General features: G+C 64.8%; 15 protein-coding genes, 1 tRNA gene and 2 pseudogenes. 11 read left to right on the top strand and 7 right to left on the bottom strand.

Annotation, left to right across the window (positions count from 1 at the left end):
* The first annotated feature begins 38 nt into the window (after positions 1 to 38).
* The 3 genes from ACZ7CH_RS32510 (at position 39) to pabB (ending at position 3,454) form a co-directional block, all read left to right on the top strand.
* Positions 39 to 536, top strand: coding sequence for a SigE family RNA polymerase sigma factor (locus ACZ7CH_RS32510; RefSeq protein WP_360390182.1), 498 nt, complete (start codon positions 39 to 41; stop codon positions 534 to 536).
* Entirely contained in the window at positions 533 to 1,378 is an 846-nt protein-coding gene (locus tag ACZ7CH_RS32505) for a hypothetical protein (protein ID WP_470375702.1), read from the top strand. The genes ACZ7CH_RS32510 and ACZ7CH_RS32505 overlap by 4 nt, the downstream gene beginning before the upstream one ends.
* 90 nt (positions 1,379 to 1,468) lie before the next feature.
* A complete protein-coding gene (pabB, locus tag ACZ7CH_RS32500; RefSeq protein WP_470375701.1) occupies positions 1,469 to 3,454 on the top strand; it encodes an aminodeoxychorismate synthase component I in 1,986 nt (661 codons plus the stop codon).
* A gap of 123 nt (positions 3,455 to 3,577) precedes the next feature.
* Here pabB and ACZ7CH_RS32495 read toward each other — a convergent pair whose 3' ends face one another.
* Positions 3,578 to 3,919 carry a histone-like nucleoid-structuring protein Lsr2 gene (locus ACZ7CH_RS32495; RefSeq protein WP_030466676.1) on the bottom strand — a complete coding sequence of 114 codons (342 nt, stop codon included), beginning with the start codon at positions 3,917 to 3,919 and terminating at the stop codon, positions 3,578 to 3,580.
* Positions 3,920 to 4,242: 323 nt separating this feature from the next.
* On the opposite strand from ACZ7CH_RS32495, the gene ACZ7CH_RS32490 reads away from it, so the two are divergent.
* Together ACZ7CH_RS32490 and ACZ7CH_RS32485 are read left to right on the top strand one after the other, a co-directional pair.
* Positions 4,243 to 4,524 carry a metal-sensitive transcriptional regulator gene (locus tag ACZ7CH_RS32490; protein WP_360390172.1) on the top strand — a complete coding sequence of 94 codons (282 nt, stop codon included), beginning with the start codon at positions 4,243 to 4,245 and terminating at the stop codon, positions 4,522 to 4,524.
* 52 nt (positions 4,525 to 4,576) lie between these two features.
* A tRNA-Leu gene (locus ACZ7CH_RS32485) sits at positions 4,577 to 4,650 on the top strand.
* A 587-nt stretch (positions 4,651 to 5,237) separates the two neighbouring features.
* Here the strand turns inward: ACZ7CH_RS32485 and ACZ7CH_RS32480 are convergent.
* A pseudogene (locus ACZ7CH_RS32480) lies at positions 5,238 to 5,972 on the bottom strand (recombinase family protein); the annotation flags it as partial.
* A 42-nt stretch (positions 5,973 to 6,014) separates the two neighbouring features.
* Here ACZ7CH_RS32480 and ACZ7CH_RS32475 point away from each other — a divergent pair.
* Entirely contained in the window at positions 6,015 to 6,293 is a 279-nt protein-coding gene (locus ACZ7CH_RS32475; RefSeq protein ID WP_470375700.1) for a hypothetical protein, read from the top strand.
* A 928-nt stretch (positions 6,294 to 7,221) separates the two neighbouring features.
* Here ACZ7CH_RS32475 and ACZ7CH_RS32470 read toward each other — a convergent pair.
* From ACZ7CH_RS32470 to ACZ7CH_RS32450, 5 genes and pseudogenes are all read right to left on the bottom strand, one after another.
* Entirely contained in the window at positions 7,222 to 8,109 is an 888-nt protein-coding gene (locus ACZ7CH_RS32470; RefSeq protein ID WP_470375745.1) for a deazapurine DNA modification protein DpdA family protein, read from the bottom strand.
* A 281-nt stretch (positions 8,110 to 8,390) separates the two neighbouring features.
* Positions 8,391 to 8,569 (bottom strand): annotated as a pseudogene (locus tag ACZ7CH_RS32465) (IS5/IS1182 family transposase); the annotation flags it as partial.
* A gap of 95 nt (positions 8,570 to 8,664) precedes the next feature.
* Positions 8,665 to 10,329, bottom strand: a complete 1,665-nt coding sequence (locus ACZ7CH_RS32460; protein ID WP_470375699.1) for a hypothetical protein — start codon at positions 10,327 to 10,329, stop codon at positions 8,665 to 8,667.
* A gap of 130 nt (positions 10,330 to 10,459) precedes the next feature.
* Entirely contained in the window at positions 10,460 to 10,999 is a 540-nt protein-coding gene (locus tag ACZ7CH_RS32455) for a PIN domain-containing protein (RefSeq protein WP_470375698.1), read from the bottom strand.
* Positions 10,996 to 12,108 (bottom strand): helix-turn-helix domain-containing protein, encoded by a 1,113-nt coding sequence (locus ACZ7CH_RS32450; protein ID WP_470375697.1) that lies wholly within the window; start codon positions 12,106 to 12,108, stop codon positions 10,996 to 10,998. Before ACZ7CH_RS32450 ends, ACZ7CH_RS32455 begins: the two co-directional genes overlap by 4 nt.
* 78 nt (positions 12,109 to 12,186) lie before the next feature.
* Here ACZ7CH_RS32450 and drmD point away from each other — a divergent pair, with 78 nt between their 5' ends.
* Genes drmD through drmC form a run of 5 tightly spaced genes read left to right on the top strand, consistent with a single transcriptional unit; the run spans position 12,187 to position 25,774 of the window.
* On the top strand, positions 12,187 to 15,384 hold the full coding sequence (gene drmD / locus ACZ7CH_RS32445) for a DISARM system SNF2-like helicase DrmD (protein ID WP_470375744.1): 3,198 nt from the start codon (positions 12,187 to 12,189) through the stop codon (positions 15,382 to 15,384).
* Positions 15,381 to 19,370, top strand: coding sequence for an Eco57I restriction-modification methylase domain-containing protein (locus ACZ7CH_RS32440; RefSeq protein WP_470375696.1), 3,990 nt, complete (start codon positions 15,381 to 15,383; stop codon positions 19,368 to 19,370). The genes drmD and ACZ7CH_RS32440 overlap by 4 nt, the downstream gene beginning before the upstream one ends.
* A complete protein-coding gene (gene drmA / locus ACZ7CH_RS32435) occupies positions 19,367 to 23,047 on the top strand; it encodes a DISARM system helicase DrmA (protein ID WP_470375695.1) in 3,681 nt (1,226 codons plus the stop codon). Before ACZ7CH_RS32440 ends, drmA begins: the two co-directional genes overlap by 4 nt.
* Positions 23,044 to 25,068 (top strand): DrmB family protein, encoded by a 2,025-nt coding sequence (gene drmB / locus ACZ7CH_RS32430; protein WP_470375694.1) that lies wholly within the window; start codon positions 23,044 to 23,046, stop codon positions 25,066 to 25,068. Before drmA ends, drmB begins: the two co-directional genes overlap by 4 nt.
* Positions 25,037 to 25,774, top strand: a complete 738-nt coding sequence (gene drmC / locus ACZ7CH_RS32425) for a DISARM system phospholipase D-like protein DrmC (protein ID WP_470375743.1) — start codon at positions 25,037 to 25,039, stop codon at positions 25,772 to 25,774. Before drmB ends, drmC begins: the two co-directional genes overlap by 32 nt.
* Positions 25,775 to 25,830 lie beyond the last annotated feature (56 nt).

The raw sequence follows: 25,830 nt of genomic DNA, 5'->3' as shown, positions 1-25,830 counted from the left end.
GCGTGAGTAACCCGGTACCGCAGACAGGGGGAGACCTGATGAGTGACCGGGACGCCGCGTTCCAGGAGTACTTCGCGGCCCGTTCCGACGCCATGCGCGGCACGGCGTATCTGCTGTGCGGCGACTGGCATCGCGCGGAAGACCTCGTGCAACAAGCCTTCACGAAGCTCTACCTGGCGTGGCGGCGAATAGACCGGCACGAGGCGCTGGACGCCTACACCAGGCAGGTACTGGTGCGGACGTTCCTGTCCGAGCGGCGGCGCGGGTGGTTCCGGTTCGAGTCGGTGAGCGAGGACCTCGCCGACTCGGCCGCTGCACCGGGTCGCTACCCGGAGGAGCGGATGGTGCTGCTGGAGGCGCTGGCGAAGGTGCCTCCGAAGCAGCGCGCGTGCCTCGTGCTGCGGTACTGGGAGGACATGTCCGTCGACCAGACGGCCGCTGTCCTCGGGGTTTCGGGAGGAACGGTCAAGAGCCAGGCCGCGCGGGGGCTGCAGACGCTGCGCGGTCTGCTCTCACAGCAGGAGAGGGTTCGATGAACGAACAGGACCTCAGGACGGCTTTCCAGGACGTGGTGGTGACCAGCAGCCCCCCGCCGGCCATGGATCCGAACCGTGCGCTCGACGTCGCGCGCAAGGCCCGGTCCAGGCGGCGGTCGTCGCAGGTCGGCGCGGTGGTGGCGGTGCTCGTGGTGGGCATCGGCCTCGGGTCGGCGTTCGCGCTCGACCCCGGCGGCACGCAGGACTACCTCATCGGTGCGGGGCCGAGCAGCAGCAGCTCCCAGCCGGGTGCCTCGTCGAAGATGGCGTGGCCGTCCGGGCAGAACGACCGCACCGCGCAGCAGGGCCCGCAGGCGGCGCGCGGCGTGCAACTGCTGGAGGCGGTCAAGCAGTCCGCCCAGGCGCACGGCTTCGAGACGCCGTCGCTGAAGTACCAGGACACGAAGTACCAGAACGGCGACCTGCTCCACACCCAGGCGCAGATCTCGTCGAACGAGGGTGAGCCCGAGGTCTGGGAGTACACGTCGTACGTGCCGGTCCGCAAGAACGGCAAGGTCGGCAAGCTGATCGTCGAGGTGTCCACGCCCAGCCAGGGCAACGCCTCCGAGCCGTGTGCCCTGGCCAGGCAGTTCTGGGGCATGAGCCGGGCGATGTGCAAGGTGCGCGACGTCGACGGGAAGAAGGTCGGTGACGCGGCCAGCACGGACCAGGGCCGCGTGATGGGCTGGATGTCGTACAAGCACCCGAACGGCTGGGTCGTGAACGTCGCCCAGAGCGCGGGCTACGACGGAGGCGGCTACCCGGCGCTCGACGTCGAGCCGTTCTCCGGCGAAGAGCTCGCCGCCATGGCGGTCGACCCGAAGTTCGTCCTCGGGAGCTGACCCGGTCGCACACGGAGGGCGGTCACGTTCTGTGGCCGCCCTCTCTCCTGCGTCCGATCGGGTGTTTTGGCAGGTAGAGTGCCGCCCGCGATGCGGACTCTGCTCATCGACAACTACGACTCGTTCACGTTCAACCTCTTCCAGCACCTGGCCGAGGTGAACGGCGCCGAACCCGTGGTCGTCACCAACGACGACCCGCGCTTCCGGCTGTCCGCGCTGCGGTCGTTCGACAACGTGGTGATCTCACCGGGGCCCGGCCGGCCCGGCAACCCCGCCGACTTCGGCCTCTGCCGCGCGGTGGTCGAGCACGCCGAGATCCCGTTGCTCGGCGTGTGCCTGGGCCATCAGGGACTGTGCCTGTCCTACGGCGCCACGGTCGGTCCCGCACCGGTGCCGCGCCACGGCATCGTCTCACCGGTGACGCACACGGGCGTCGACGTGTTCGCCGGTCTGCCGTCACCTCTCGAAGTGGTCCGCTACCACTCGCTGGCGGTCACCGAGCTGCCTCCTTCCCTGGAAGCCGTCGCGTGGAGCGACGACGGCGTGCTGATGGGTGTGCGCGCGCTCGACCGCCCGGCGTGGGGCGTGCAGTTCCACCCCGAGTCGATCTGCACCCAGTCCGGCCGGGAGCTGCTGGCGAACTTCGCCGCACTCACACCCACCCGGACCGCCGCCGTCCCCGAACCCGCGGTGGTTCGTACAACGGCTCAGAAGCGCCCTGTGCACGTTCGCCGCCTGGACCTGGCCGTGGACGCGGAGCAGGCGTTCGCGGCCCTCCACGGGACCGCTGAGACCGCGTTCTGGCTGGACAGCGGCTTCGGCGGGCGGTTCTCGTTCCTGGGCGACGCCTCAGGGCCCCTCGCGCGCGTGGCCCGGTACTCGGTGCCGGACCAGGAGCTGGTCGTCGACGGCGAACGCCTGCACTGCCCGTCGTTCTTCTCGTGGCTGGACGAGGACGTGGCCGCCTGGGCCGTCGAACAACCCGACGTGCCGTTCGACTTCGCGCTCGGCTGGGTCGGCTACCTCGGGTACGAGCTGAAAGCCGAGTGCGGCGGCGACTCCGCCCACCGGTCCGACCACCCCGACGCGTCCTTCGTCTTCGCCGACCGCGCCGTCGTGATCGACCACCACGAAGACACCGCTTATTTGCTGTCGCTGACCGACGACGACTGGTTCGACCAGGTATTGGTCGTATTGAACGCACTCACCCCGTTGCCGGCCCCCGAACCGCCCGCCGCGGTCACCGTGCAACTGCGGCACCCGCGCACGCACTACCTGAAGCTGATCAACGCGTGCCAGGAAGCCATCACCGCCGGCGAGACCTACGAGGTCTGCCTGACGAACATGATGTCCTGGCAGGCCGACGTGGACCCCTGGGCCGCTTATCGGCTGCTCCGCGCCGCAAATCCCGTACCGTTCGGCGCGTTGCTGCGTTTCGGTGAACTGTCCGTGCTCAGCGGGTCACCCGAACGATTTATCCGCGTCGACCGGGATGGCGTCGTCGAGTCATCGCCGATCAAGGGCACCCGCCCCCGCGGCGAAGACGCCGCCGAAGACGAGATGTTGCGCACAAGCCTGGCCCGATCGGTCAAGGACCGCGCCGAGAACCTGATGATCGTGGACCTCGTCCGCAACGATCTCGGCACCTGCGCGGAAGTCGGTTCCGTCGAGGTGACCCGGTTGTTCGACGTCGAGACCTACACCACCGTCCACCAATTGGTGAGCACCGTGCGGGCACGACTTCGACCGGACAGTTCCGCCGTCCGATGTGTTCGAGCCGCGTTTCCCGGCGGGTCCATGACCGGAGCACCGAAGATCCGGACCACGCAGATCCTCGACGGGCTCGAAGCTGGTCCACGTGGCGTGTACTCGGGAGCCCTCGGATACTTCTCGCTCAACGGCGCCGCGGACTTCAGCATCGTCATCCGAACGCTGGTCCGCAACGGTGCCCAGGTCAGTTTCGGCGTCGGCGGAGCAGTCATCTCGCTGTCCGAGCCGGACGCGGAATTCGAGGAGACGGCAGTCAAGGCGACAGCCGTGTTGCGGCTGTTCGGAGCGGACTTTCCCGGTCGCTGATCCCACGCGTTCCGGGGATGGTGTGAACGAACCGGGACGTGTTACACCTTTGTGCTTCTGTTCTTGGTAACACGTCGGCCGGCCACCCGGCCGACGTGTGGAAACCCCGCGAGTCCGCGCAGGTCAGGACGCGTGCGCTTCCTGGAACTGCACGACCAGGTTCTGCGGAATGCGGCCGCGGTCCGAGATCTGGTGCCCCTGCGCACGGGCCCAGTCCCGAATGCGCTGCGCCTCAGCCTTGTCACTGGCCTTCACCGTGGACTTGCCGGTGCCCTTGCGCTGCTTGCGGCCACCCGCACGACGAGCCTTGGCGACGAAGTCCGCCAGCGACTCGCGAAGCCGCTCCGCATTTCCCTTCGACAGGTCGATGGCGTACTCGACACCGTCAAGTGCGAAGGTCACGGTCTCGTCGGCTTCTCCGCCGTCGAGGTCGTCGATGAGTTGGACGACGGTCTGCTGTGCCACTGTTCCTCCGTTGGGTACTCACATAGCACGCGGATCCTCGACCAAACCACGTGCACCGACAACACCATAGTCCACACGAGGAAAAACGGCGAACCTTTCGCCGCTGAAATGTGACCCAACCGCCCGGTCGGGGCATTTTGCGGAGGAAACCGCAGGGGTGTTATGGGTCCAAAATGTGCAGCTAGTCGTCTCATCACGCCGCTGTTGCTGGGCTTGCCGGACGCTTCACCATTCCCGCTGACGGAGCAGCGTTGCACATAACGCACCACCCGTCCTCCGGGTATCCTGCACATACCCGCCAGGGGTAGGGAAGGTCAGGAGCGATGCACGGGTACACCGCGGACAAGGACGCATACCTCAAGCGACTGCGCCGCATCGAGGGACAGATCCGCGGCCTCCAGCGCATGGTCGAGAACGACGAATACTGCATCGACGTCCTCACCCAGATCGCCGCCGCCACGAAGGCCCTCCAGGCCGTCTCCCTCGGCCTCCTCGACGAGCACCTCAAGCATTGTGTCGCCCAGGCCGTCGCCGAAGGCGGCCCCGTCGCCGAGGAGAAGCTCGCCGAAGCCACCGCGGCCATCAGCCGTTTGGTGAAGTCCTAGGGGTACCCGCAACAAACCACACCGCCAGATCCGCTACAGTTCACCCCGCTACGCCCCCGTAGCCCAATCGGCAGAGGCAGCGGACTCAAAATCCGTCCAGTGTGCGTTCGAGTCGCACCGGGGGCACGTACAGCATTCACACTGGCGACTACCTGCGGTTTTGCCGGTGTGGCATGCGTGTGAGATGGATCGTCCGGTTGCCGCAGGTCGGCTGCTGCGGCGGCGACCGCAGGAACGTCGTCTTCGGGCAATGTGATCACCAGGGTGGCTTCGCGCGTCTGGTGGTGGATCTCGATCTTCAGCTGGGTTAGCTCGTACAGGCGTCGTTGCAGGTCCTCCGGTGCCCGGCGCAGGTTGAGCGCCAGGTGGGGGAGTGTGTCCAGCAGATCCAGGTCGGTCTCGTCCGGTCGTCGGGTCTGTGTGGTGCCCTGGGTGTCGAGTTCGGCGACTTGGTCGAGAACGAGACGTCGTTCCGTCTGCAGGTCGTTGTAGCGCTGACGTAGCCCGAGGGTGAACGGGTCGTCGGGGTCGGCGCTCTCAGCTTGTCTGAGCAGGTTGTCCTGTCGGCGGGCCACGTCGGCGGCGTGGCGCTGTAGGCGGGCGCGTTCGTCGGAGCGCTGTCGGTTTGCCTGCTGTTCGGCCTGGTCGATGTCCTGGGTGAGCAGGGTGCGCCGGCCTGGGTGGAAGAGGAACTCGCCGTACGCGTGCTCGACCGCCGTCATGATCGCTTCTTCACGCACGTAGACAGTGCGGGGGTGTCCGGCGTGCTTGTCGGGACGGCCCCGGTTGTTGTTGGTCGGCCAGCAGCGGTAGTACGTGTATCCCAGCTTGTGGCGGTACCCCATCATGCGTCGGCCGCAGTCGCACACCACGCGACTTCGAAACAGGTAAGTGCGCTTGGTGTAGCGGTGGGTGTTGGGCTCGGCGCCGTCGCGCGACCCCTTGCGCTGGTCGCTGGTGGCGTTCACCGCGTCGAACATCCACTTGGGGATCAGGGGTTCGTGGGCGGGTTCGGGCGACCACACCCACATTTCCGGCGGGTTGGGCTTGTTCCGCCCTCCGCGGCTGCGCCGGGCCCGTCGGTTGTAGACCTGGTAGCCGGTGTACTTGGGGTTCTTCAGCAGCTCCGCGACGCTGGACTTCGACCACGCGCCACGGGCCCGCAGCTGCCCCGGAGGTTCGGGTGGTGGGTACTTCTCCGTGTCGGTGTTGAGTCGATCGGCGATCGTGTCGTAGCCGAGCTTCTCGTGATAGCGCCACTGGGCGATGAGGGTCACCGTCTCCGCCCGCGCCCCATCAGACTCCAAGCGGGTCTTGGTCAGGCCCTTGTCCGCTTTCGACGCGTTGGGGTGGCGCAGCTTCTTGGCCCTGTACCCGTACGGGGGCTTGCCGATGTTGTAGCCCTCCCGCACGTGCGTGCAGGTACCGCCCCAGGACAACTCCAACATGTTCAGCACTTCGTACTCGGCCACCGACTGGTTGATCCTGCGTTGCAGGATCTGCTGCGCCCGCCCTCCGCTGAGCATGATCGGCTCGTTGGCGGCGAACACCGGGATGTCGGCGTGCTCAAGTTCGCGCTCAACCGACAGCGTCTCGTACATCTTGCGGGCGATCCGGGAGGTCGACTCGCAGATCACCACGTCAAACCGGCGGTCCGGGCTTCGCGCCTCGGCCAGCAGGTCGGCGATACCTCCATCGCGAGCGATGGGGATGTCGAACCGCTCGTAGGCGGTCCCGCGCCCACGTCGTTCCAGCTCCATCCGGCCTGACTCGACGTCGTAGAAGTGGCATGCGATCAACCACGACTCAGGCAGGGCCACCTTCGACCGCTCCAGTTGCCGTAGCAGTGACTGCCGGGGGTCCTGGTGCTCCTCGGTGGATGTCCGCCCGACCCACGCGACGCGAACTTCCTTCGCATGCAGCGCCAGTGGCAGACCGAACGGCGATACCGCCAGGTCGCTGAGACCGCGATGCGCCGAGCCGGATTGCGTGCCAGGGGAGGGCGGGTTCACCTTGTCGTCGCTCATGCAGCCCACTCCTCGGGTTCAAGACCGGATACCTCTCGCGGATACATGTCGTGATTGGCCCGGAGCAGAAGTTCCCGGACCACAGCAGAGAGCTCGCGACGTAGCCACTCTCCTTCCGTGCCGCGGACTCGGTGCACCTCGAACCTGAAGATCCATGGCTGGGCGCTGCTGTCGCCGACGGCTCGCTCCCAGTCGGGAGCAGCGTCGTGTGGTCTGCGGCTGTCCTTGCGTCCCGTCGGTCGTCGTCCGGGTGGATGCGGCCTGCTCACCGTTCATCACCTTCTCCCGCCATGAACCGCTGATGCTTGCTGATCTGACCTGGGCAGACGGGGATGTGTGCGTTCCCGGCGGGGACGGTCCCGTCGAACGTTGCAGATATTGGTCCGGCATCGGACAACGGGGGTCTGCGAAAGGGGTGATGTGCCGCCATCTTCAGTCCTTCTTCGTGAACGCCAGGGGAAATCCTGTGTCGTTCGATTCGCTGGTACCGGTCTATCCACGCTCTGTGCACCCAAGACGGTCAAGCGCGGTGGCTGGCGGACTTGTGTTGCGCCGCCACCGCGCCCGACCGCCGTGTATGGGTATTCGCCCGTTTCGGGGGCGTTCGGGCGCGACACGGTCGCTGGGGCACGTCAACGGCCCCAATCCCGTTGTCCGCCGCCGCGGTGGATCAGGCAGCGTGGGCCGTGCCGAACTCCGGCATGGCCGGCTGCCGCAAAGGTTCGGTGACGAGCTGAACGTGTCCGCGCGGGCGAGCGGTGTTCGACAACCCTGGCATCGGAGATGCAGGAGGTGCGGCGGCAACGCTGGGCACATCGGGCGCGGCCGTTGACTGCATGTTCAGCGAGGCGAGCAGACGGGTGTGCCAATCCAGGCCGAAGCGCAGGCAGTTGGATTCGCTGCGGTGGGTGGGGGTGCAGCCGGGAACGTGGCGGCCCCGCAGACTCCACGATGCCGAGTCGCTGGAGATGATCGCGTCGGCGTACCGGGCGAGGCCGAGAACCTTGGCACCGAAAGCGTGGAGCTTGTAGCCGCGGGCGGCCAACGAGCGCACGATGCGTTCAACCTCGACTGTGTGCTGGCGTCGGCACACAATTCCTACGCCCACCAACGGAAGCGCGGCCAGGTCGACGCCGCGTTCTTCGTACATGCCCGCGCACCGTTGGTAATCGGTGATCGACTGTCCTCGACGGACCGGTATGAACGCCAACTCCAAGTCCAAGTCGCGCAAGCGGAGATAGTCGATGACGGTGAGGTGTTGGCGGGTGCGCAGACTCAAGCCGGTGCGGACGAGAAGATGGTCTTCGCTCTTGCGGTCGCGGGGCGCGGCCCAGGTGAGGTTGCCGATCTCGGTGGCGTAGCGGCGGACCGCCTTGAGGTAGGCAACGGCGTCGGTGCGCCACCGCCCGTGCATTGAGAGTTCCGTGACGCCTCCGGAGTCTAGCGCCCACGAGCTACTCGCACGTGGAAGCGAGCGTCGGCTGGACAGGCACCAGTGGCTGACCAGGAACGGCACGCCGCGGTCGCGCGCCAGCCAGGACGGTTGATGGGTTCCCAGGTATGAGGCTGACGCGCGCGGTGGTCGGGGTGGCCGGCCACGGCCGGCGGTGTTCGCCCCGGCGACCGCCGGGGCGAACACCGGAGCCGGGTGGGTGGAGTCGGCGCGCCGTCGGGGCGAGCGGCGGGCGGAGTCGTGGATTGAGTCATGGGTGTCCCTTCGCCAGGCTGGTGCACCTGTCGGCGCGAGGCGCTGATGACACCCCTGAACTCCGAAATACGAGCCCTTCGGGGACACGCTCCCGGCAACTTCATCAAGCCGGATTCACAGCCACGGGAATAGCGGGAAGAGGTTCGCGCGCGCCACCGCCTGCTGGGCGCACGTCCTCGATCGCATTACCACCGCGCTCGGCCTCCATCCGCACCAGCTTGCGAACTGCCCTGGGCTGCAAGTCCGTGAACGGTGAGATCCACTCCGACCGGAACGCCGAAATCACCTGTACCCGATCATGATCCTCGATTTAACCCGGCGATCGATCACCGAGTTACGTGACATCCTTTAGCCTCAGTTGTTTCTCGACGGTTAGGACGCTTCCTGATCGTGTTTGCGTCGGCGCTAGTCCAGGCCGTGGACCAAGCGGGCGGCGGAGTGGACCGCGGCGGCCTGTCGCACAAGGTCTCGGTGGTAACGGACTGTGTCCTGGTGATCGTCGGTCAGCAGCCGTGCGCCCATGCCGATGAGGCGGGCGCTGCCCAGGCAGGCCACGTCGAGTGTCAGGCCGAGCATCTCCGAGCTGAGTTCGTTGCCGTGCAGGACGCCGTTGCGGACGCGGACGGCGTGCATGTAGCCGATGGGGGTGCTGTGGGTGATCTGGCTGAGCAGGGAGTACGCCACTTCTAGCCATCCCGGCTCCGGGTAGGGCGCACCCAGGTCCCGGAGCATGCTGTCGATCTTGGGCAGGGCCTGCCGGTTCCTGGCGATCTCGTCTTCGGGGGTGATGACCCGGATGTTGCTGGGCAGGGCGAAGATCTGCTGCGCGTCGGCCTTCGGTACGCCGCTTCCGGTGAGTGTGGTGATCGTCTTCCTGCGTCGGGCGCGGAACTCGTCGAAGTACTGCTTCGCGCGTGCGGTGAACGCCTCCGGGTCGTCGCCGGTGGAGTAGCGCCACATCATCCTGGCGGCTTCCTCCAGCAGCATCCGGGCGGCGAACGCGGCGATCACCGCCGACCCCGGCCGGTCGTAGGTGGCCATCACCGCCTTCAGGTTGGAATGGCCCCCGCCGTAGGCCAGCATGGCGTGCAACGCGGGTTCCCCGAGGCCCTTCGGGCGGCGCAACTGCCGGGCTCTGACCAGCTGGTGGTACTTCTCCGCGGACTCGATCACCGCGTCGGCGGAGTTCACATCGGGCTGCAGCAGTTCGGCGTCGAGCACCGCACCGGGACGCAGCAGGACGACGCGTTGCGTCGAGGAGCCCTTTTTCTTGCTCTGGGGCGCGGGTCGGCGTGCGGTGTCGAGCTTGTGGATCGGCGCGGCCGCCGCCGCGACGTCGGCCGTCAGTTGCACGGCGCGTTCCAGGAAAGGCTGGCGGGGCACGTCGGCTGGCCAGGTCTCCGGGACGGCTGCCGCGGTGCCGAGCAGGGTGGCGGTCACCCCGGCGGCGGCCACCTGCATGAACAGGGCCTCGTGGTCGGCGCGCAGGTCGTGTCCGGCCACTCCGTCCTCGGTCAGGCTGCTCAACAGGCCCAGGTGGTTGCCGTGTCCGGCGTGGGCCAGGACCATCACGGCTCCGCGCAGGCCCGACATGTCGAGCAGCGTGCGCGTCCGGCGCAGCAGCTCGGCGTGCTCTCCTGCACTCGCCGGCGGCTCGGGGGCGACGCGCCGAGTCAGGAAGTCGTCGAGCAGTTCCTTCTCGTCCGGCATCGCGTGCGCGTCCAGCCAGCTCAGCGACTGGCTGGTCAAGTCCGCGATGTCGGGCAGCGGCATCAGCCAGCGGGAGAGGTTGCCCACGCTGGCTCCGGTCTGCTCCAGCCGGATGCACAGGCGGTTGCGTTCGTCGCGCAGCTCGCCCAGTAGGCAGCGGCGTCGGTCGGGTTGGTCGCCGATCCACAGCCATCTGAGCCCGTCGACGAACAGACTACGGGCCATCGAGCCGATCACCGTGCCGCCGAAGCCCGAGTCGATCATCGACTCAGCACAGTCGTAGCGCGCCCAGGCGAACATGAACACCAACCCGGCCAGGAACCGGTCACCTGGCACGTCCAGGTCGTAGTCGACGGGCAACTTGTCCAGGTGCAGACGCGATTCGGTCGCAACAGATCGGCGCCACTGCTGTGGATGAATCGCCACTTTCCGCCACGTAGTTGACGCGACCAGCCGCAACTTGAGCCAACCAGCTGACTTGCCTGGGCGATCAGTACAAGAGTTCCGCAGCCGAGCCAGGGAGTCGAAGGTGTCGTCCCGCGTCGGCCATCTGCTGCATGAGGCGGAAGCCTTCCTGCGCGCTGAGGTCGCCAGCGACCACCGCAGCGTTGACCAGGTCGATCGTTTCACGTGTGGTGATGCCCTGCAGGCGCGCGTAACGCAGAGCCTCCCGGTCGTCGGAGATCCACCACGAACCAGTGAAGTCGCGCCGCTTCAGGATCACGAAGCAGGTCTCGGCTTCGCCGAGGTGTTTCAACGGTTCGTCGTCGGTGCCGCCAAAAACGGCACGACGTATGGCGTTGATCTGTTGAATCTCGGATTCCTTGTCGATCTCGATCGGCTCACCCAGCCAGCCATCGTTTGTGAGCGTGACGAGCGAGGGGAGGACGCGGGCGGATTTCGTGGCCTCGTACTCCACGGCCTTGGTCCACCTGCCGCGCCCGTCCAGCACCGACTTGAGCAGGTCGAGTCGATCCACGGCGGCAAAGTTGCACAAGACCGTGTTGTCCGGGAACAGGAACTCGGTCATTGGGCATCAGGGGTTTCGTGTTCGGGCTCAAGTGCGTGCCGGAGTTCGTCGACGTCGACGCCGAGCAGGTTCGCGTAGGGGCGGAGCGTCGCCGCACCGGACTCGTAGGCCGCGTAGGTGTCACGGACGAGCAGTCCAGGCGGGCGTGGCGTGCCGGCTTCTGTGACTTGTCGCGCGAACTCCTCGCCACGGCCCGCCATGGCGGCTGCCTTGGCGCTGGTGATCACCTTGTAACGGTCACAGGTTCCTGCATCGATCAGTCGTAGGTGGAGCAAGCGATAGGCCAGTGCAGACGGGGTGACCATCAGGTCGCAGGTCAGTGCCGCAAACGCCTGGTCGGTGAGCCCTCTCGACGAGACAGCGGCGCGGAGAAGGTTCTCGGGCATGAGGAACGCGGACGCGAACGCGTTGGCGCGCATCTCGCTGGGGTCCTTTGCCTGAGCTTTGTCGAAGACGTCCCGGTCGAGATGGATGTCTTGGTCGTCGCCAGCCAGAAGGTGGCCGAGTTCGTGTGCGAGGGTGAATCGTTGCCGCGCGGGAACGTGCGAAGCGGCCAGCACGACCAGCTTGACCTCGTCAGAGGAGGCCGCCAGTCCGTCGAATCCGGTGCCGAGTTTGACGACGGCTACGTCGACGCCGAAGACGTCTTCGACGAGGGAGATCAGATTCTCGCGTTCGATCGATCGACCCGCCTGGGTGACACGTGCGAAAGCGTCCCGTGCCAAGCCTCGGCCCTGCTCGGCGTATCCACCTTTGCTGGGATCATAGGTGCTCGGCTGCCACGGTTGGTGATAGCCGAGGAACGCGATGTCATTGCGCAGCGTGCTGTATCGCTTAGCCGCGTCGAGCGCGGCGCCCGCCTTGCCGCCCGTAGTCCTGGCGGCGATAGTGAGAGGTGGCTCCTCGCCGGTGATGAGCCAATCGACCGTGACATGACACAGCTCGGCGACACGGGCAAGATCGACAGAGGAGAACCGGCGGGCGCCGCTCAGCGACTTGGACATCTTCGACTCGTCGAGGCCGATTCGTTGTCCGAAGTCGCGGCGAGTCAGCCCGGACGCCTCGATCAGGCGCAGTACGCGCTCGGGAACACTGGACACTTGGCTCATCTAACTCCCGGCTTGCGATTTTCGCAAGCCGGGAGTTAGATGAGCTGTCTCAAGCGACGAGGGGATACGCACGTGACGATGGCAGCCGAGCGTGAGCAGCGTGATGACGCTGGAGCGCCGATGATGCCGCCAGTCCCAGAACCTGGTCAGGTCGTCAACGTCCGCGGATCGACATGGGCAGTGGCCGCAGTTCGGCAGCAAGGATTGCCTCGTAGTCCCGCCGACGAGGGCGCCGTCGGCCTCACGCACGTGGTGAGCCTTCAGTCGCTCGAGGAGGACCGGCTGGGCCAGGAGCTCACGGTCGTGTGGGAGCTGGAAGTCGGCCATACCGTCGCCCCCGACCAGGGCCTCCCCGAGAAGATCGATCCGGACGCGTTCGACGACCCCAACACGCTGGCGGCTTTCGTCGATGCCGTGCGCTGGGGTGCGGTGACGTCGGCCGACGCGAACTCGTACCAGGCCCCTTTCCGCAGTGGCGCGAACGTGGAGGCCTACCAGCTTGAGCCGCTTCGTCGAGCCCTGCAGTCCTCGCGGACGAACCTGCTGTTGGCTGATGACGTCGGTCTAGGCAAGACCATCGAGGCTGGTCTGGTGGTTCAGGAGCTGCTGCTGCGGCACCGCGCCCGTTCCGTGGTGATCGTCTGCCCGCCGAGCTTGAGGCTGAAGTGGCAGGACGAGATGCGGGAGAAGTTCGGCCTGGACTTCGTCATCGTCGACAGCGAGCTGATGGCGAGGGTGCGGCGTAGCCACGGGCTAGCTGCGAACCCGTTCCGACTGTTTCCCAGAGTGATCGTCAGCATGTCGTGGTTGCCGACACTGCGCGCCCAAAGGTTGCTGCGTGACGTATTCGCCGACGTCGCAGACACGGCGTCGGCTCGACGCTTTGCCTTTGACGTCCTCGTGGTCGACGAGGCTCACCACGTCGCGCCGGCGAGCCCGACCGCCGCGCCTGGTCGGCGTGGTTACGCCGTGGACAGCCAGCGCACGACCGCCACGAAGGCACTGGCGGAGAAGTGCGAGCACCGGCTGTTCCTCAGTGCTACCCCGCACAACGGTTACTCGGAGTCGTTCACGGCTCTGCTGGAAATGATCGATGGACGGCGCTTCAGCCGTGGCGCAAACCTTGACGAACAGGCTTTGCGGGAAGTCGCCGTGCGGCGGCTGAAGACTGATCTGCCAGAGAAGGACTTCCGTAAACGGGAGCTCAAGCCAATCCTGTTCGCTCCCAGCGAGGACGAACAGCGTCAGTTCGCTCTACTGGATCGAATTCTCAGTGACAGCGCACGCGCCAACGGCAAGGGGCGTTCCGGCGGCCTGGTGGCGATGCTCCTGAAGAAGCGTTTTCTTTCCAGTCCGTGGTCCTTCGCCCGCACGTTGGAGTTGTACGAGCACGCCGCGAGCACTGGTCGCCAACTGGATCTAGATGACGAGGAACAGTATTACGCTGAGGTGCTGGGCAGCGGCCAGTCCGACGAGGAAGAGGGCGAGGCCGAGCACCCTGAGTTCACCGCGCTGCGGCAGAGCAAGGGCTCCGATCCAATGGTGACTGCCACGGGCCGTGAGATCGAGTCTCTGATCGAGTGGGGGTCTCGTTACGAGCATCGGCCGGATTCGCGGCTGAACGCGTTGATCAGGTTCCTGGACGCGATCTGCCGTCCGGATGGCAAGACGTGGACCAACGAGCGGGTCGTTGTGTTCACCGAATACGCCGCCACACTCGAGTGGATCACCGATGTGCTGACGCAGCGCGGGTATCGAGACGTGCTGGCCACGATCCAAGGCTCGACCCCGACCGAGGAACGAGAGCTGATCAGAGCACAGTTCACCGAGGATCCCGCCAAGCGGCCGGTGCGCGTGCTGGTCGCGACCGACTCGGCGGGCGAGGGCATCGATCTGCAGGGCCACTGCCACCGTTTGGTCAATTTCGACATCCCGTTCAACCCGTCCCGACTGGAACAGCGGATCGGCCGGATCGACCGGTACGGCCAGCAACACACGCCGGAGATCTACCGGTTCGTGCCCGAGTCGGACGACTCCCAGTACGCTCGAGACCTGCGGTTCCTGGTTGAACGCATCGCGGACAAGATCGGAACGGTCGCTGCAGATCTCGGCTCGGTCAACCAGGTGGTCGACTTCGAGGTGCGCAATCATTTCGACCCTGCGGCAGGTGGCCGCAAAGCGAAACCCACTGCGCAGGATGACGGCAACGCGGTCATCACTCGCGTGCTCGCTGGAGGCCTCGAACTCAACCGCAGGCTTACTGAGTTGTCTCGCACGTACGACGAGCGCAAGGTTGAGATGCACCTGACGCCAGCCAACGCTCGCAGAGTGGTGGACACCGCGCTGGGGTTGACCGCCCAGCCTCCGCTGGTGGAAGACTTCTCTTTCGCCCAGGACACCGACGTGCCCGTGTTCACCGTGCCAGGACTGGGATCGGCGTGGCAGCCGACGCTACGCGGCTTGGACACCCGGCTTGAGCCCGACAAGCCGCGACCGATCACCTTCGACGATAAGGCCGCGCAGGGGCGGCATGACCTTGTGCACATTCACCTCGGGCACGCGCTCATGCAGCGCGCCACCCGTGTACTGCGCAGCGCCTTGTTCGGCGTGGATTCGCCGGTCAATCGAGTAACCGCCGTCGTCGCCGAGGGCTTGCCGCAGTCATGCGTGGCTGCAGTGTCGCGGTTGGTCCTGGTCGGCCGTGGTGGCCTACGTCTGCACGAGGAGGTCTTCCTTACCGGCATCAGGGTGCACGGCAACACGATGTCCGAGGCGAAAGTGGAGGACGTGCTCGACGAGACCCTCGATGCAGAGAGTCTGTCTCTAGCCGGAGATGACGTCCGCGCCGCGCTGTCCGATCTATGGAACGCGGATGGCTCCCGCCTGCGAACCCGTCTGCTGACTGCTATGGCACGCAAGGCCGAGTCTCGCCAGGAGAAAGTCACCGAAGCGCTCCAGAAGCGGCGTGACTCCGACATCGCCAGGGTGCGCGAGATCTTCGGCGCGTTTCGGATCAACCTGCGTGACTCCCGCGATCGGTTGTCGCGGGAGATCCGCGCCGAGGAGGAGAAGCTGTTCACCGACGACCAGCAGGCGCAGCGCCGCAGGGACCTTAGGGCGATGGAGGACCGACTGGCGAGCGTTGACGACGAGGAGCAGCGCGAGATTGCGGCGATCGGTGAGCGTTACCGCGACATCCGTCCGCATGTGTCGGCCGCAGCTGTCGTGTTCGCGTTGACTCCGTCTGACGCCGAGACTGGGAAGGTGCGGGCATGAACCGCAAGTCTGCATCCACCGGAGCCGACCTCCATCGCCGGTGGCTCGAACTCGTCGACACCGACGGGCCGTTTCTGGCAGTGCCGGCCCTCAAGCGAGTCTGGCCACAAGGCATGCCACGACCTGGCAAGGACGCGGTTGCGGCATTGAAAGATGCCAAGCTCGCGTTCGAGAAGGCTTGGGAGAACTGGGACAAGCGGCGGGACGACGCTGCTGCGCTCGGCTTCTACCGTCAGGAACGTGACATCTGGGTCGATGTCGTTCTACGGGACGTGCTCGGGTGGCGCGATTCTTACACCACCGCCATCTCAGCTGATGAGGTGCGATCCCCTGATCACGCCGTCACCATGTGCGCGACAGGTGCGGTTGTGCACGGAGATGTGACTGGCGCGCTGGTCCTGGTGGTCGATCCGGTCGATTCCCTGCGTGACCCACTCAACGACGGGTGGGCGAACACCTCGGTCGACCGCATCGAGGAGTTGCTCCGCGTCAACACCGTCCCGATCGGTCTCGTCACAGACGGCCGGTGGTGGGCGATCGTCAGCGCTCGCAAGGAAACCGTAGCCGCGTCTGGCGTCGTGGACGCGCAGACGTGGATCGATGAGCCACACACCCGCGACGCGTTCATCGAACTGCTCCAGCGACGCTATTTGATCGGCGGCAAGCTGGATGACCGGCTAACCGCGCTCTTCGGCGAGTCGGTCGCCGCCGCCGAAGAGATCACTGAGGCGTTGGGGACGCAGGTCCGGCGGGCAGTCGAACTGCTCGTGCAAGCGCTATCAGAGGCCGCGCTGGGTACAGACGGCTTCGACCCTCTGCCCGCCAAGCGGGCAGAGGTGTACGAGGCCGCGGTGACGGTGATGATGCGTGTTGTATTCCTGCTCTTCGCCGAGGAACGCAACCTGCTGCCCCAAGGAAACCTGTTCACGCTGGGCTACGGCATCAGCGAGGAGTTGGACGCGCTCGACGCCCGTGCTCGCGAAGAAGGTAGCGAAGCGCTCGACGCCACCCATCTGACGTGGCACCGCCTGCTTGCTACCTCTCAGGCGCTGTACCACGGAGCGTCCTTTGAGGACATCCGGCTTCCATCCTACGGTGGCTCGCTGTTCGACTCCGGTCGATTCCCGTTCCTCACCGCGCGCGGGCAGGCGGGGACATTGGCAATCACGGTGTCTGACCGGGTGATGCTGGAGGTGCTGCGCGCGGTTCAGTTCGCCAAGCTCAAGGGGCAGCCCGCACGGCGGATCTCGTTCCGGGACATCGACGTCGAGCAGATCGGTTACATCTACGAGGGCCTTCTCGGCTACTCCTGCGCCGAGGTCGACGAGGTGGTGATCGGGCTCATCGGCAAGGAGGGCGAAGAGCCGGAGATTCCTCTCGCGGTGCTTGAGTCGCTGGCGGTGGCCAAGCGAGGCGACGCCGCGCTTGCTGACGCGGTCCTAGCGTGGGTCAAGGAGAACCAGCTCGCTGCTACCCCGCCATCCAAAACGGCGTTGGCGAAGGCCATCCGGGACAGTGAGAAGGTCGAGGACACCGAACGTGCACTTCGCGCCGTGACCTCGAACGCCGAGCTGCGTGACCGACTACGGCCGTTCGCCGGGATCATCCGCCGTGACCTCCGCAACCGTCCGTTGGTCGTGGAGCCTGGTGGTGTGCTGGTAGTCGAGACACCGTCGCGAGCGACAGCCGGCGCGCACTACACGCCTCGATCACTGGCCGAGGAGGTTGTTCGTCATGCACTAGAGCCACTCGTCTTCGACCCTGGTCCACACCAGCAGGTTGATGGTTGGGTGCCTGTCTCCTCCGAGCGGATTCTCGACCTCAAGGTCGCGGACATCGCTTGCGGTTCAGGTGCATTCCTTGTTGCGGCAGCCCGGTATCTGGCCGAGCGGCTGGTTGAAGCGTGGCAGCGCCAAGGTGAGGCCATCGGCACACCACACGAGCAGATGATGCACGCGATTCGTACGATCGTGGCGACATGCTTGTACGGGGCCGACATCAATGAGATGGCCGTCGAGATGTGCAAGCTGTCACTCTGGCTGGTATCGCTGGATCAGAAGCTGCCGTTCTCTTTTGTAGACGACAAGATCCTGCACGGTAACTCTCTGCTCGGGCTCACCGATATTCGGCAGCTCAAGTATCAGCACATTGATCCCGATTCTGTGCCGCAGGCTCGGCTGTTTCAAATTGATGTGGACAGCACCCTTCGTCGTGCCGTGACACTGCGTCGCCAGCTTGCCAACGAGGTTAATGACGCCGACCCGCAGCGTTCCGCGACCACCAAGCGCCGCCAGTGGCGTGAGTACCGAGAGCTTGTTTCTGGGCTGTCCGAAATCGGTGACGCGGTTATCGCTGGTGGGCTTCGGCACGGCGGTAAGCGAGGCAAGAAACTCAACACTGAGTATGCCAACCTCAGCTACGCTATTAGTCTCGCACGCGAGCAGGCTGACCGAGTCATGCTCGACGGAATTCTTGAAGCCGGGCTAGTCCCAGCGGTACGAACCGATTATGCTCGCTGGAAGCCATTGCACTGGATTCTCATGATGCCAGACGTAATGGAGCGTGGAGGCTTCGACGCTGTCATCGGCAACCCGCCGTTTCTGGGGGGAAAGAAAATTTCACCCGCTATCGGCTCAAACATGCGCGAGTGGCTCGTTAATGTATTGGCTGGCGGATTGAAGGGCAATGCTGATCTCGTTGGATACTTCTTCCTGCGAGCCATGTCGTTGCTCAATCCAAGTGGTAATCTAGGTCTAATTGCGACGAATACGGTGGCGCAGGGAGAGACTAGGGAAGTTAGTCTTGATCGTATGGTCGCGAGCGGATTTACAATCGTGAGAGCAATCCAAAGTAAATCATGGCCGGCCGCCAGTGCGAATCTGGAGTATGCCGCGGTATGGGGTAGTCGTCGTGTGGTCTCACCGCGTGTGCCGCGCATAGTGGACGACATTGCTGTGGCGAAGGTGTCCACCCTTCTGGAGGCTGCTGGACGCGTGGATCGGCCCGCTATCCGACTAGCTGAGAATTCGGGCATCGCGTTCCAGGGATGCATCGTGCTCGGCAAGGGTTTTGTGCTAACGCCGAGCGAGGCGGCAGCCTGGATCGCAAGCGATCCGCGCAATTCTGAAGTGATACTCCCATACTTGGATGGTGAAGATCTCAACTCCAGTCCGGATCTCTCGCCCTCGCGATGGGTGATCGACTTCGGTGAACGGTCACAGCAAGATGCGCGTCTATTCGAAGATCCTTGGGTGCATGTCGATAGAGAGGTCCGGTCCATCCGGGCCAAGAACGATGCTCGTAAGTACCCAAGGATGGTTAACGAGTGGTGGAAGTTCTGGAACGGAAGGCCTGCTATGAGGAAGGCGATGGCTGGTCTCGATGAGGTCCTTGCCATCGCACGCGTCAGCAGGACGGTGATGCCGGCCCGAGTTCCAACTGGTCAAGTCTTTCACGAGAAGCTAGTTGTCTTCACCACTGACTCATTTGCTTGTCAGGCAGTGTTGTCGTCCAGTCTGCATCAGATGTGGGCAATCAAGTATGGTACGACGATGCGGATTGATCCGACATATACCCCTTCAAAGGTATTTGAGACTTTTCCTCATCCGAAATCCGCTGAGCTGCTGGAGGAAATGGGCCAGAAGCTGGATTTCGTGCGTCGAGAGATCATGTTGCGGCGGCGGATCGGGCTTACCAGGCTATACGGCCTGGTAAATGACTCGAATATTACTGACTCCATCGATGTGGACGTGGCGCGGATGCGGAAAATTCATGTCGAGCTCGACCAGGCCGTCATGGAATCCTACGACTGGGGAGACGTTTCACTAGACCACGGTTTCCACACCTATCGGCAGATGACTCGGTGGACGGTCAGCCCAGCTGCGCGAGTGGAGATTCTGGATCGGCTGTTGGAGGAGAACCACCGCCGGGCCGCTGCTCAGGGTGAGGCGCCACCGCCGGCCGAGGATGAGGAGGATGACGAGTGAACGCCCCATCGGACCTGCACTACCGCCTTGAGCACGAGCCCGATGGGCGGTCGCTCACTGTGCGGGAGAACCTGGTCGACATCCTCGAACGGGAACTTCTCGGCCCTGCGAACGGCCCGGAGGAAGTCCTCGACGGTGTGCCCGACGTGGCATATCTGGTTGGGCGGATCGCGCCGGTGCGGCTAGCTTCCGGCCGACAGGACCCTTCGGACGCCGATGAAAGCGACGCAGCGACGGACGTGGGTGACGCGCTCGACGCCGAGGAAGGCCGCGGAGTGCCGGTTACCGCGGTGGATGAAAGCGGCGCGGGCGCTGACGAGGACAACGTCGAGGACGACCCGCAGAAGCGCGGCCTGATGATCCCGGCGTCGATGGGGTTGCGCTGCCAAATCCCAGGAGATCTGGCTGAGTTCACCGTTGCCGCATCGTGGGGACAGTACGAACCTGTCAAGGAGAAGCGCGAGGACAGTGCGAGCACGATCCGCCGGTACAAGCGCATTCCCATCGAGATCACCAAAACGATCACTGTAGCTAAGCTTGACCCTGCGCACACGACGATGATCCACCTCAAGGACACCGTAGTGCTGCGAATCGATCGCTACGACGATGTCGGAGGCGAGAAGCGGCTGATCGAGGTGGCGCTGTGCAACGACCGCGTGGCGCCACGCAAGATCCCGGTTACAGCCTGGCTTTACCAAACCAAGCTGCTTGTCCAAGCGGGTGGTCAAGAGGTCTTCCTGCCGGTTGCAGATCGACTAACCGACACCCGCGAGGAGCGGGACGACGAGCTGCGACGGTTGAAGCTCCAGTACCGCGACCGGCTGGAATTCGCGATCGGTCGCACCTGTTCGGTCGACTGGAAAGCATCAGAGCAGGCTCGCCGGGCCAGCGCCGTGTGGACGACCTGGCTGCCAACAGTGCAGACCCCGCAGACCACCGCGGAGGAGATTCGCGAGGCTCTGCTCGACATGCGGGTGCTCCAGAAGGCGAGCCGCGATGACTTGAGGGCCGGACTGGAGCCAATCGTCGTTGGGTATCGCACCTGGCTCGATGGCCAACTCGCCAAGGCTGAAGCTCTGCCTGAGCATCTGCGCGAGGACGGTGTCGAACTCGTCCGCGAAGCACAGAAGGTGCAAAAGCAGCTTGCGGACGGCATCGAACATCTCCTGTCCGACGACGAGGCGTTGCGGTGCTTCCAGTTCATGAATCGGGTGATGGCTGACCAGCGCATCCAGTCGCAGGTGGCACAGCGCCGGGCCAAGAACCCAAGCGAGAGTATCGAGCAGGCGCGAACAGCGGTTCTCGCAGAGGGACCGAGGGCGCACTCTTGGCGCACGTTTCAGCTTGCCTTCGTGCTCATGCAACTCCCGATGCTGACCAACCCTGCAACGGAACGACGGTCCGGTAGGGATCCGAAGGCTCAGCTTCTGTTCTTCCCCACCGGCGGTGGCAAGACCGAGGCGTACCTTGGGCTCGCCGCGTACGCGTTCGCCATCCGGCGACGCCAGGGTGTCATATCCACACCGGACGGGCCGCTCGACGGAAGTTCCGGTATCGCCGTGATGATGCGATACACGTTGCGGTTGCTCACGGCCCAGCAGTTCCAGCGCGCGACCGCATTGGTATGTGCCGCTGAGCTGGCGCGGTTGGAAGACCAGACGACTTGGGGATCCGAGCCGTTCCGCATTGGGCTGTGGGTCGGAACAGACGTGAGTCCGAAGCGCTTCGACGAGGCCGAAGAGCAGTTGACGCGGGCGAACGCCAGCGGAGGTGGCTATCGGCTGACAGTGTTGCAGATCCAACGTTGTCCTTGGTGCGGGCATCGGATTGGGTCTGGTGAGGTGAAGGCCAGGCCTGAGAACCGCCGAGTGCATGTTTACTGCGGAGATGACTTGGCGGAGTGCCCGTTTGCCGCTGGTGGAACGTCGGCTGAAGGCTTGCCGGTGCTAACGGTGGACGAGGAGATCTATCGGCTTGCGCCCGCGTTTCTCATCGCGACGGTTGACAAGTTCGCTCGGCTCGCGCGCGAGGGCGAGGCGGCATCTCTGTTCGGATACGTATCGCGGCGATGTGACCGGCATGGGTTCGTGCACCCCGACTACAAGCACTGCGACATCAAGGACGGCAACAAGCACCCGGCCAAGGATGGACTACCTGCCGCCGCGGCGCGTCCTGCAAACCGCCTGCGACCGCCGGATCTCGTCATTCAGGACGAGCTGCACCTGATCACCGGCGCGCTCGGGACGACAGTCGGACTGTTCGAGGTCGCCGTCGACGTGCTGACTACGTGGCGAATGTCTGACGATCGACCGATTCGTCCGTTGCTGGTCGCGTCTACGGCGACGGCACGCAACGCCGCGGATCAGGTCAAAGCGCTGTACGGACGCGACGTCACGATCTTTCCACCGCAGGTGCTGGACGCGGGCCGGACGTTCTTCTCCAAGGAAGAACCGATCTCTGAGGAGTTCCCAGGCCGGCGATACATCGGCCTGTCGACCACCGGTGTCCGCTTGACCACCGCCGAGATTCGGGTGGCGGAGGTGCTGATGGCAGCCGGGCAACTGCTGCTCGACCGATCTGGAGAGGCAGCCGACCCGTACCTGTCGTTGGTGGCGTACTTCAGTGCTACTCGTGAGCTGGCAGGTATGGCTCGGTACATGGGCGACGACATCCAGACCGCGCTCGCCAAGCGGCGACCGTGGTCGCTGCTTCCTAGCAGGACTGGTACTGATTTCGGCTCCCTTCACGTTGCCGAGCTCACCTCGCGGGTGGCCAGCGCTGACATCACTGCGACGCTGGACCAGATGGCCGTGAGCTTCGACCCGGTCTTCGATTCCACGGCGGGCAAGCGTGAACTGCGGGCGCTACGTGAAGCCAAGAAAACGGTGCCTTCACGCGAGATCCATCCTTTTGATGCGGTGTTGGCCACGTCGATGCTCCAGGTAGGAGTAGATGTCACCCGGCTTGGACTGATGCTCGTGGTCGGCCAGCCGAAGAACACTGCGGAGTACATCCAGGCCTCCTCGCGCGTAGGCCGCGACGGCACGCGCCCTGGCCTGGTTGTGTCGCTGGGTAACTGGGCACGGCCTCGTGACTTGGCGCATTTTGAGCAGTTCCGGCACTACCACGAGACTTTCTACGCACAGGTCGAGGCGTTGTCGGTCACACCGTTCTCCGCAACATCGCTCGACCGTGGCCTGGACGGCGTGCTGGTCAGTGCCGCACGTGTGCTGCATGCGGCACAGGTGCAAGGACTTTCCCCAGAGAGCAATGCGGGAGGCATCGACGGACAGCGATACTTCGTCGTCGACCTCATCGACACCCTGGTGAGCCGGGTGCTGCGCGCGTCGAACGAGGATGCTGCACGCCGGGCGCGAGACCAGCTGGTCAATCGGCTTGATCACTGGGAGAAGCGCCGCAAGTTTCTGGCTGACCATCGGAAGTCTCTGGTCTACGAGAAGGTCACTGACGAAACGCGGCATGACGCGCTGATGATGAGCGCCGAGAACGCCAAGTCGCGTGCGGGATCCAGGGACGCCCCGCCGTTCGTGGTCGCCAACTCGATGCGAGAGGTTCAGCCAGAGATCAACCTGCTCGTGAGCCCTATCAAGGAGAACCTCGTCTACATCGCGCCGCCAGGAGCACCGCGATGGGAACCGCCCCAGGAGAACCCGTGACCGCCGACACCCGGTTCGTCTACGACGCCGCGACCGCCGTTGATCCGCTGGGCGACGTGGACCGCGAGGCTGAGAAGGCGACCAAGCACAACCGCGCGAAGGTCGGTTCGGGCCGACCTTCGTCACTGCTCTACACGTATGGTCCCGGCGCGATCATGGACCTGCCGCAATTCACAATCATGCCGACCGGACTCGATGATTGGGATCGGATCTGGCGCCGCCGCAACGGCATCCGACCGGTTCGTGCGCCCCGGCTGCGTGAGGTCGTTGCTAAGCTTCTGCGCTCCCGCGACGTTCAGTTGAGCCTCCATCCGTGGCAGCCAAAGAAGATCAGCATGTCCACGGAAGGCAATGACCTTGGCGTGCCCGCACGGGTGTTCCCACAATGGCTCCGCTGTACGGGATGCGACATGCTAGGGACGGTTTCGCAGTTCGCCTACACCAACACCCACCCGTTCCGCCCCGACCTGGCCTGCTTCGAACACCCGAAGTGCACCGGCCGCACAGGCAACCGGACTCGGAAACCGACTCGTCGCACCGCGGTCCCTGCCAGGTACCTGCTGGCTTGCGTCGACGGCCACCTCGACGAGTTCCCCTACGACGAGTGGGTGCACCACTGGAAGCCTTGCCCACAGGCAGAGTTCCCTGCACTGAAGATGGCCGATCGCATGGCAGGCAAAGGCGCATCGGCGATTATCGGGTGCGGGTCCTGCGGCGCGCGGCGCCCCATGAACGAGGCTCAGGGCGACGCAGGCAAGAGCAAGCTTCCGCACTGCCGGGGTCGTCATCCTCATCTCGACGCCTTCGAGCCGAACGGCTGTGTCAACGAGGCGCGACTCATCTTGGTAGGCGCCTCGAACCTGTGGTTCCCGGCAACGCAGTCGATCATTGTGATGCCCGAGTCGCCGCAGGAGGAGACTGGAGACCTCGCAGCGCGAATCCGCGTGGCGCTCGGCGAGAAGCTGGCCAAGTACGCCGACGACCTGGACACCCTGCGGGACGTGCTCGACGGCAAGGTAGATGTTGCCGAGGTGCCGGATGACAAGCTTACCCAGGCAGTCGCCACCGCCATGGCTCCTTCCGAGTCAGCGGAGGAACTGGACGCGTGGGCCAAGCAATGGGACCCGGTGGACCTGCTCGTGCCTGAATGGCAACACCTTCTGAAGGATCCTCGGGGGCCGCGGGACGAAGATCCCGTGAGCGGACTGACCCTCTCCATCAGGGAACGCGGGCTTGGCCTACGGCCGGAGATCACCAGAGTGCTGGCGGTCGAACGGTTGCGCAAGGTCAACGCGTTGGTCGGATTTACCCGCATCGACGACATGGATCGGGTCGGTGACCTGCCCCAACGTCTGGCCCCGCTGACCAGAGCGCCACGGCCGGCGTGGACTGTGGCCACAGAGGACCGTGGCGAGGGCGTTTACCTCCAACTCGACGAGGCTGCCGTGGCGGCATGGGAGTCGAGGGTCGAAGCGACCAGCATCTGGCGGGACCATCGGGAAGCACATCGCCGCAACTTCTATCGTCGCTTCTCAGAGACCGCGACTATCGTTGACCCAGACACGCGGCTTCGGCCGCCGCGTTATTGGCTGATCCACACCTTTGCGCACGTTCTGATCCGGGAACTAGCGATGGAGTGCGGCTACTCCGCAGCAAGCCTGAGTGAGCGGCTCTACGCCTGGCCAGCGTCCGACACACGCGAAGCGGCGGCTGGGCTTCTCATCTGCACGACCGCCTCCGACAGTGATGGCACGCTGGGCGGATTGGTGCAGTTGAGCGAACCCGATCGGCTCGAACGCGTTGTGTCAGGTGCGCTGTATCGAGCCAACCGATGTTCCTCAGACCCGATCTGTGCCATGCGGACCCCGCAGGACCCGGAGGATTTCCTGCACGGCGCTGCCTGTCACTGTTGTGTCATGGCGTCGGAGACCTCGTGTGAGCGGGCCAATCGGTTCCTCGACCGGCGTTTTCTTGTCGATCTCCCTGGGAGTGGTCTTGGGTTCTTCGGCCGCGTCGATTGACCCCGTCGCGGCACGAGAACTGGGACAGCGGCTGACTGGCACGGAGGCAGGGCTCGTTGCGGACCGGCTCGCTGACGGCGATACCCTCACCAGCGCGCTGAAGGCCGTTGCCGCAGGAGACCGTGCAGCGGTTCGGGCATTGCTGGCGGATGGCTCTCAGTCCTCCCGCATCGCTGTTCTGCGGGCTATCGAAGGCGCACGGTCAACCCTCACCTCAGCGATTCCTTTGTGGACGATGCCAGGACACCTCGCGCGTAGTGGGCCGCTTACGGCTTCCGTGTCGCATCTGGTCGACGGCGCCCGGTACTCCATCACGTGCTCCACATTCAATTTCCAGCGTTCCTCGGGACTATGGCCCGCCCTGCGGCGGGCGGCCGCGCGGCCGGGGCTATCGCTGCGGGTTTACCTCGATGCAGCAGCCGCAAGACAGGGCGCACCGACCGCATTGGAGGTGGCCACGCACCTTCGGCCGGCCATCGTCATGCACACCAAGCAGTTCGACGGTGCCGGCGTACGCAACCACGCCAAGTTCCTTGCGATCGACCACCGGTTCTTGCTGGTGACCAGCGCGAACTACTCGTGGAGCGCGGAACACGGCAACGTTGAGTTCGGCGTGCTCATCGATGACCGCAACCTCGCCGAAGCCGTAGAACGTGAGCTCCGAGACGCAGAGCCTCTGCTCTACGAGCGAGTTCCCTTCATGTGATCGCGAAGCCATCAGTTATGTTGAGTTGGTCGATTAATTTGAAAAGCGTTCGTTCG

Source organism: Lentzea sp. NPDC037011, assembly GCF_055607425.1.
This window is presented reverse-complemented; position numbering and strand designations above follow the sequence as displayed.

What these genes read in the sequence shown, in the direction of transcription:
- ACZ7CH_RS32450 (WP_470375697.1), bottom strand. Translation starts at nt 12,108, where the DNA reads ATGAGCCAAGTGTCCAGTGTTCCCGAGCGCGTACTGCGCCTGATCGAG.
- pabB (WP_470375701.1), top strand. Translation starts at nt 1,469, where the DNA reads ATGCGGACTCTGCTCATCGACAACTACGACTCGTTCACGTTCAACCTC.
- ACZ7CH_RS32505 (WP_470375702.1), top strand. Translation starts at nt 533, where the DNA reads ATGAACGAACAGGACCTCAGGACGGCTTTCCAGGACGTGGTGGTGACC.
- ACZ7CH_RS32455 (WP_470375698.1), bottom strand. Translation starts at nt 10,999, where the DNA reads ATGACCGAGTTCCTGTTCCCGGACAACACGGTCTTGTGCAACTTTGCC.
- ACZ7CH_RS32510 (WP_360390182.1), top strand. Translation starts at nt 39, where the DNA reads ATGAGTGACCGGGACGCCGCGTTCCAGGAGTACTTCGCGGCCCGTTCC.
- ACZ7CH_RS32440 (WP_470375696.1), top strand. Translation starts at nt 15,381, where the DNA reads ATGAACCGCAAGTCTGCATCCACCGGAGCCGACCTCCATCGCCGGTGG.
- ACZ7CH_RS32490 (WP_360390172.1), top strand. Translation starts at nt 4,243, where the DNA reads ATGCACGGGTACACCGCGGACAAGGACGCATACCTCAAGCGACTGCGC.
- drmD (WP_470375744.1), top strand. Translation starts at nt 12,187, where the DNA reads ATGGCAGCCGAGCGTGAGCAGCGTGATGACGCTGGAGCGCCGATGATG.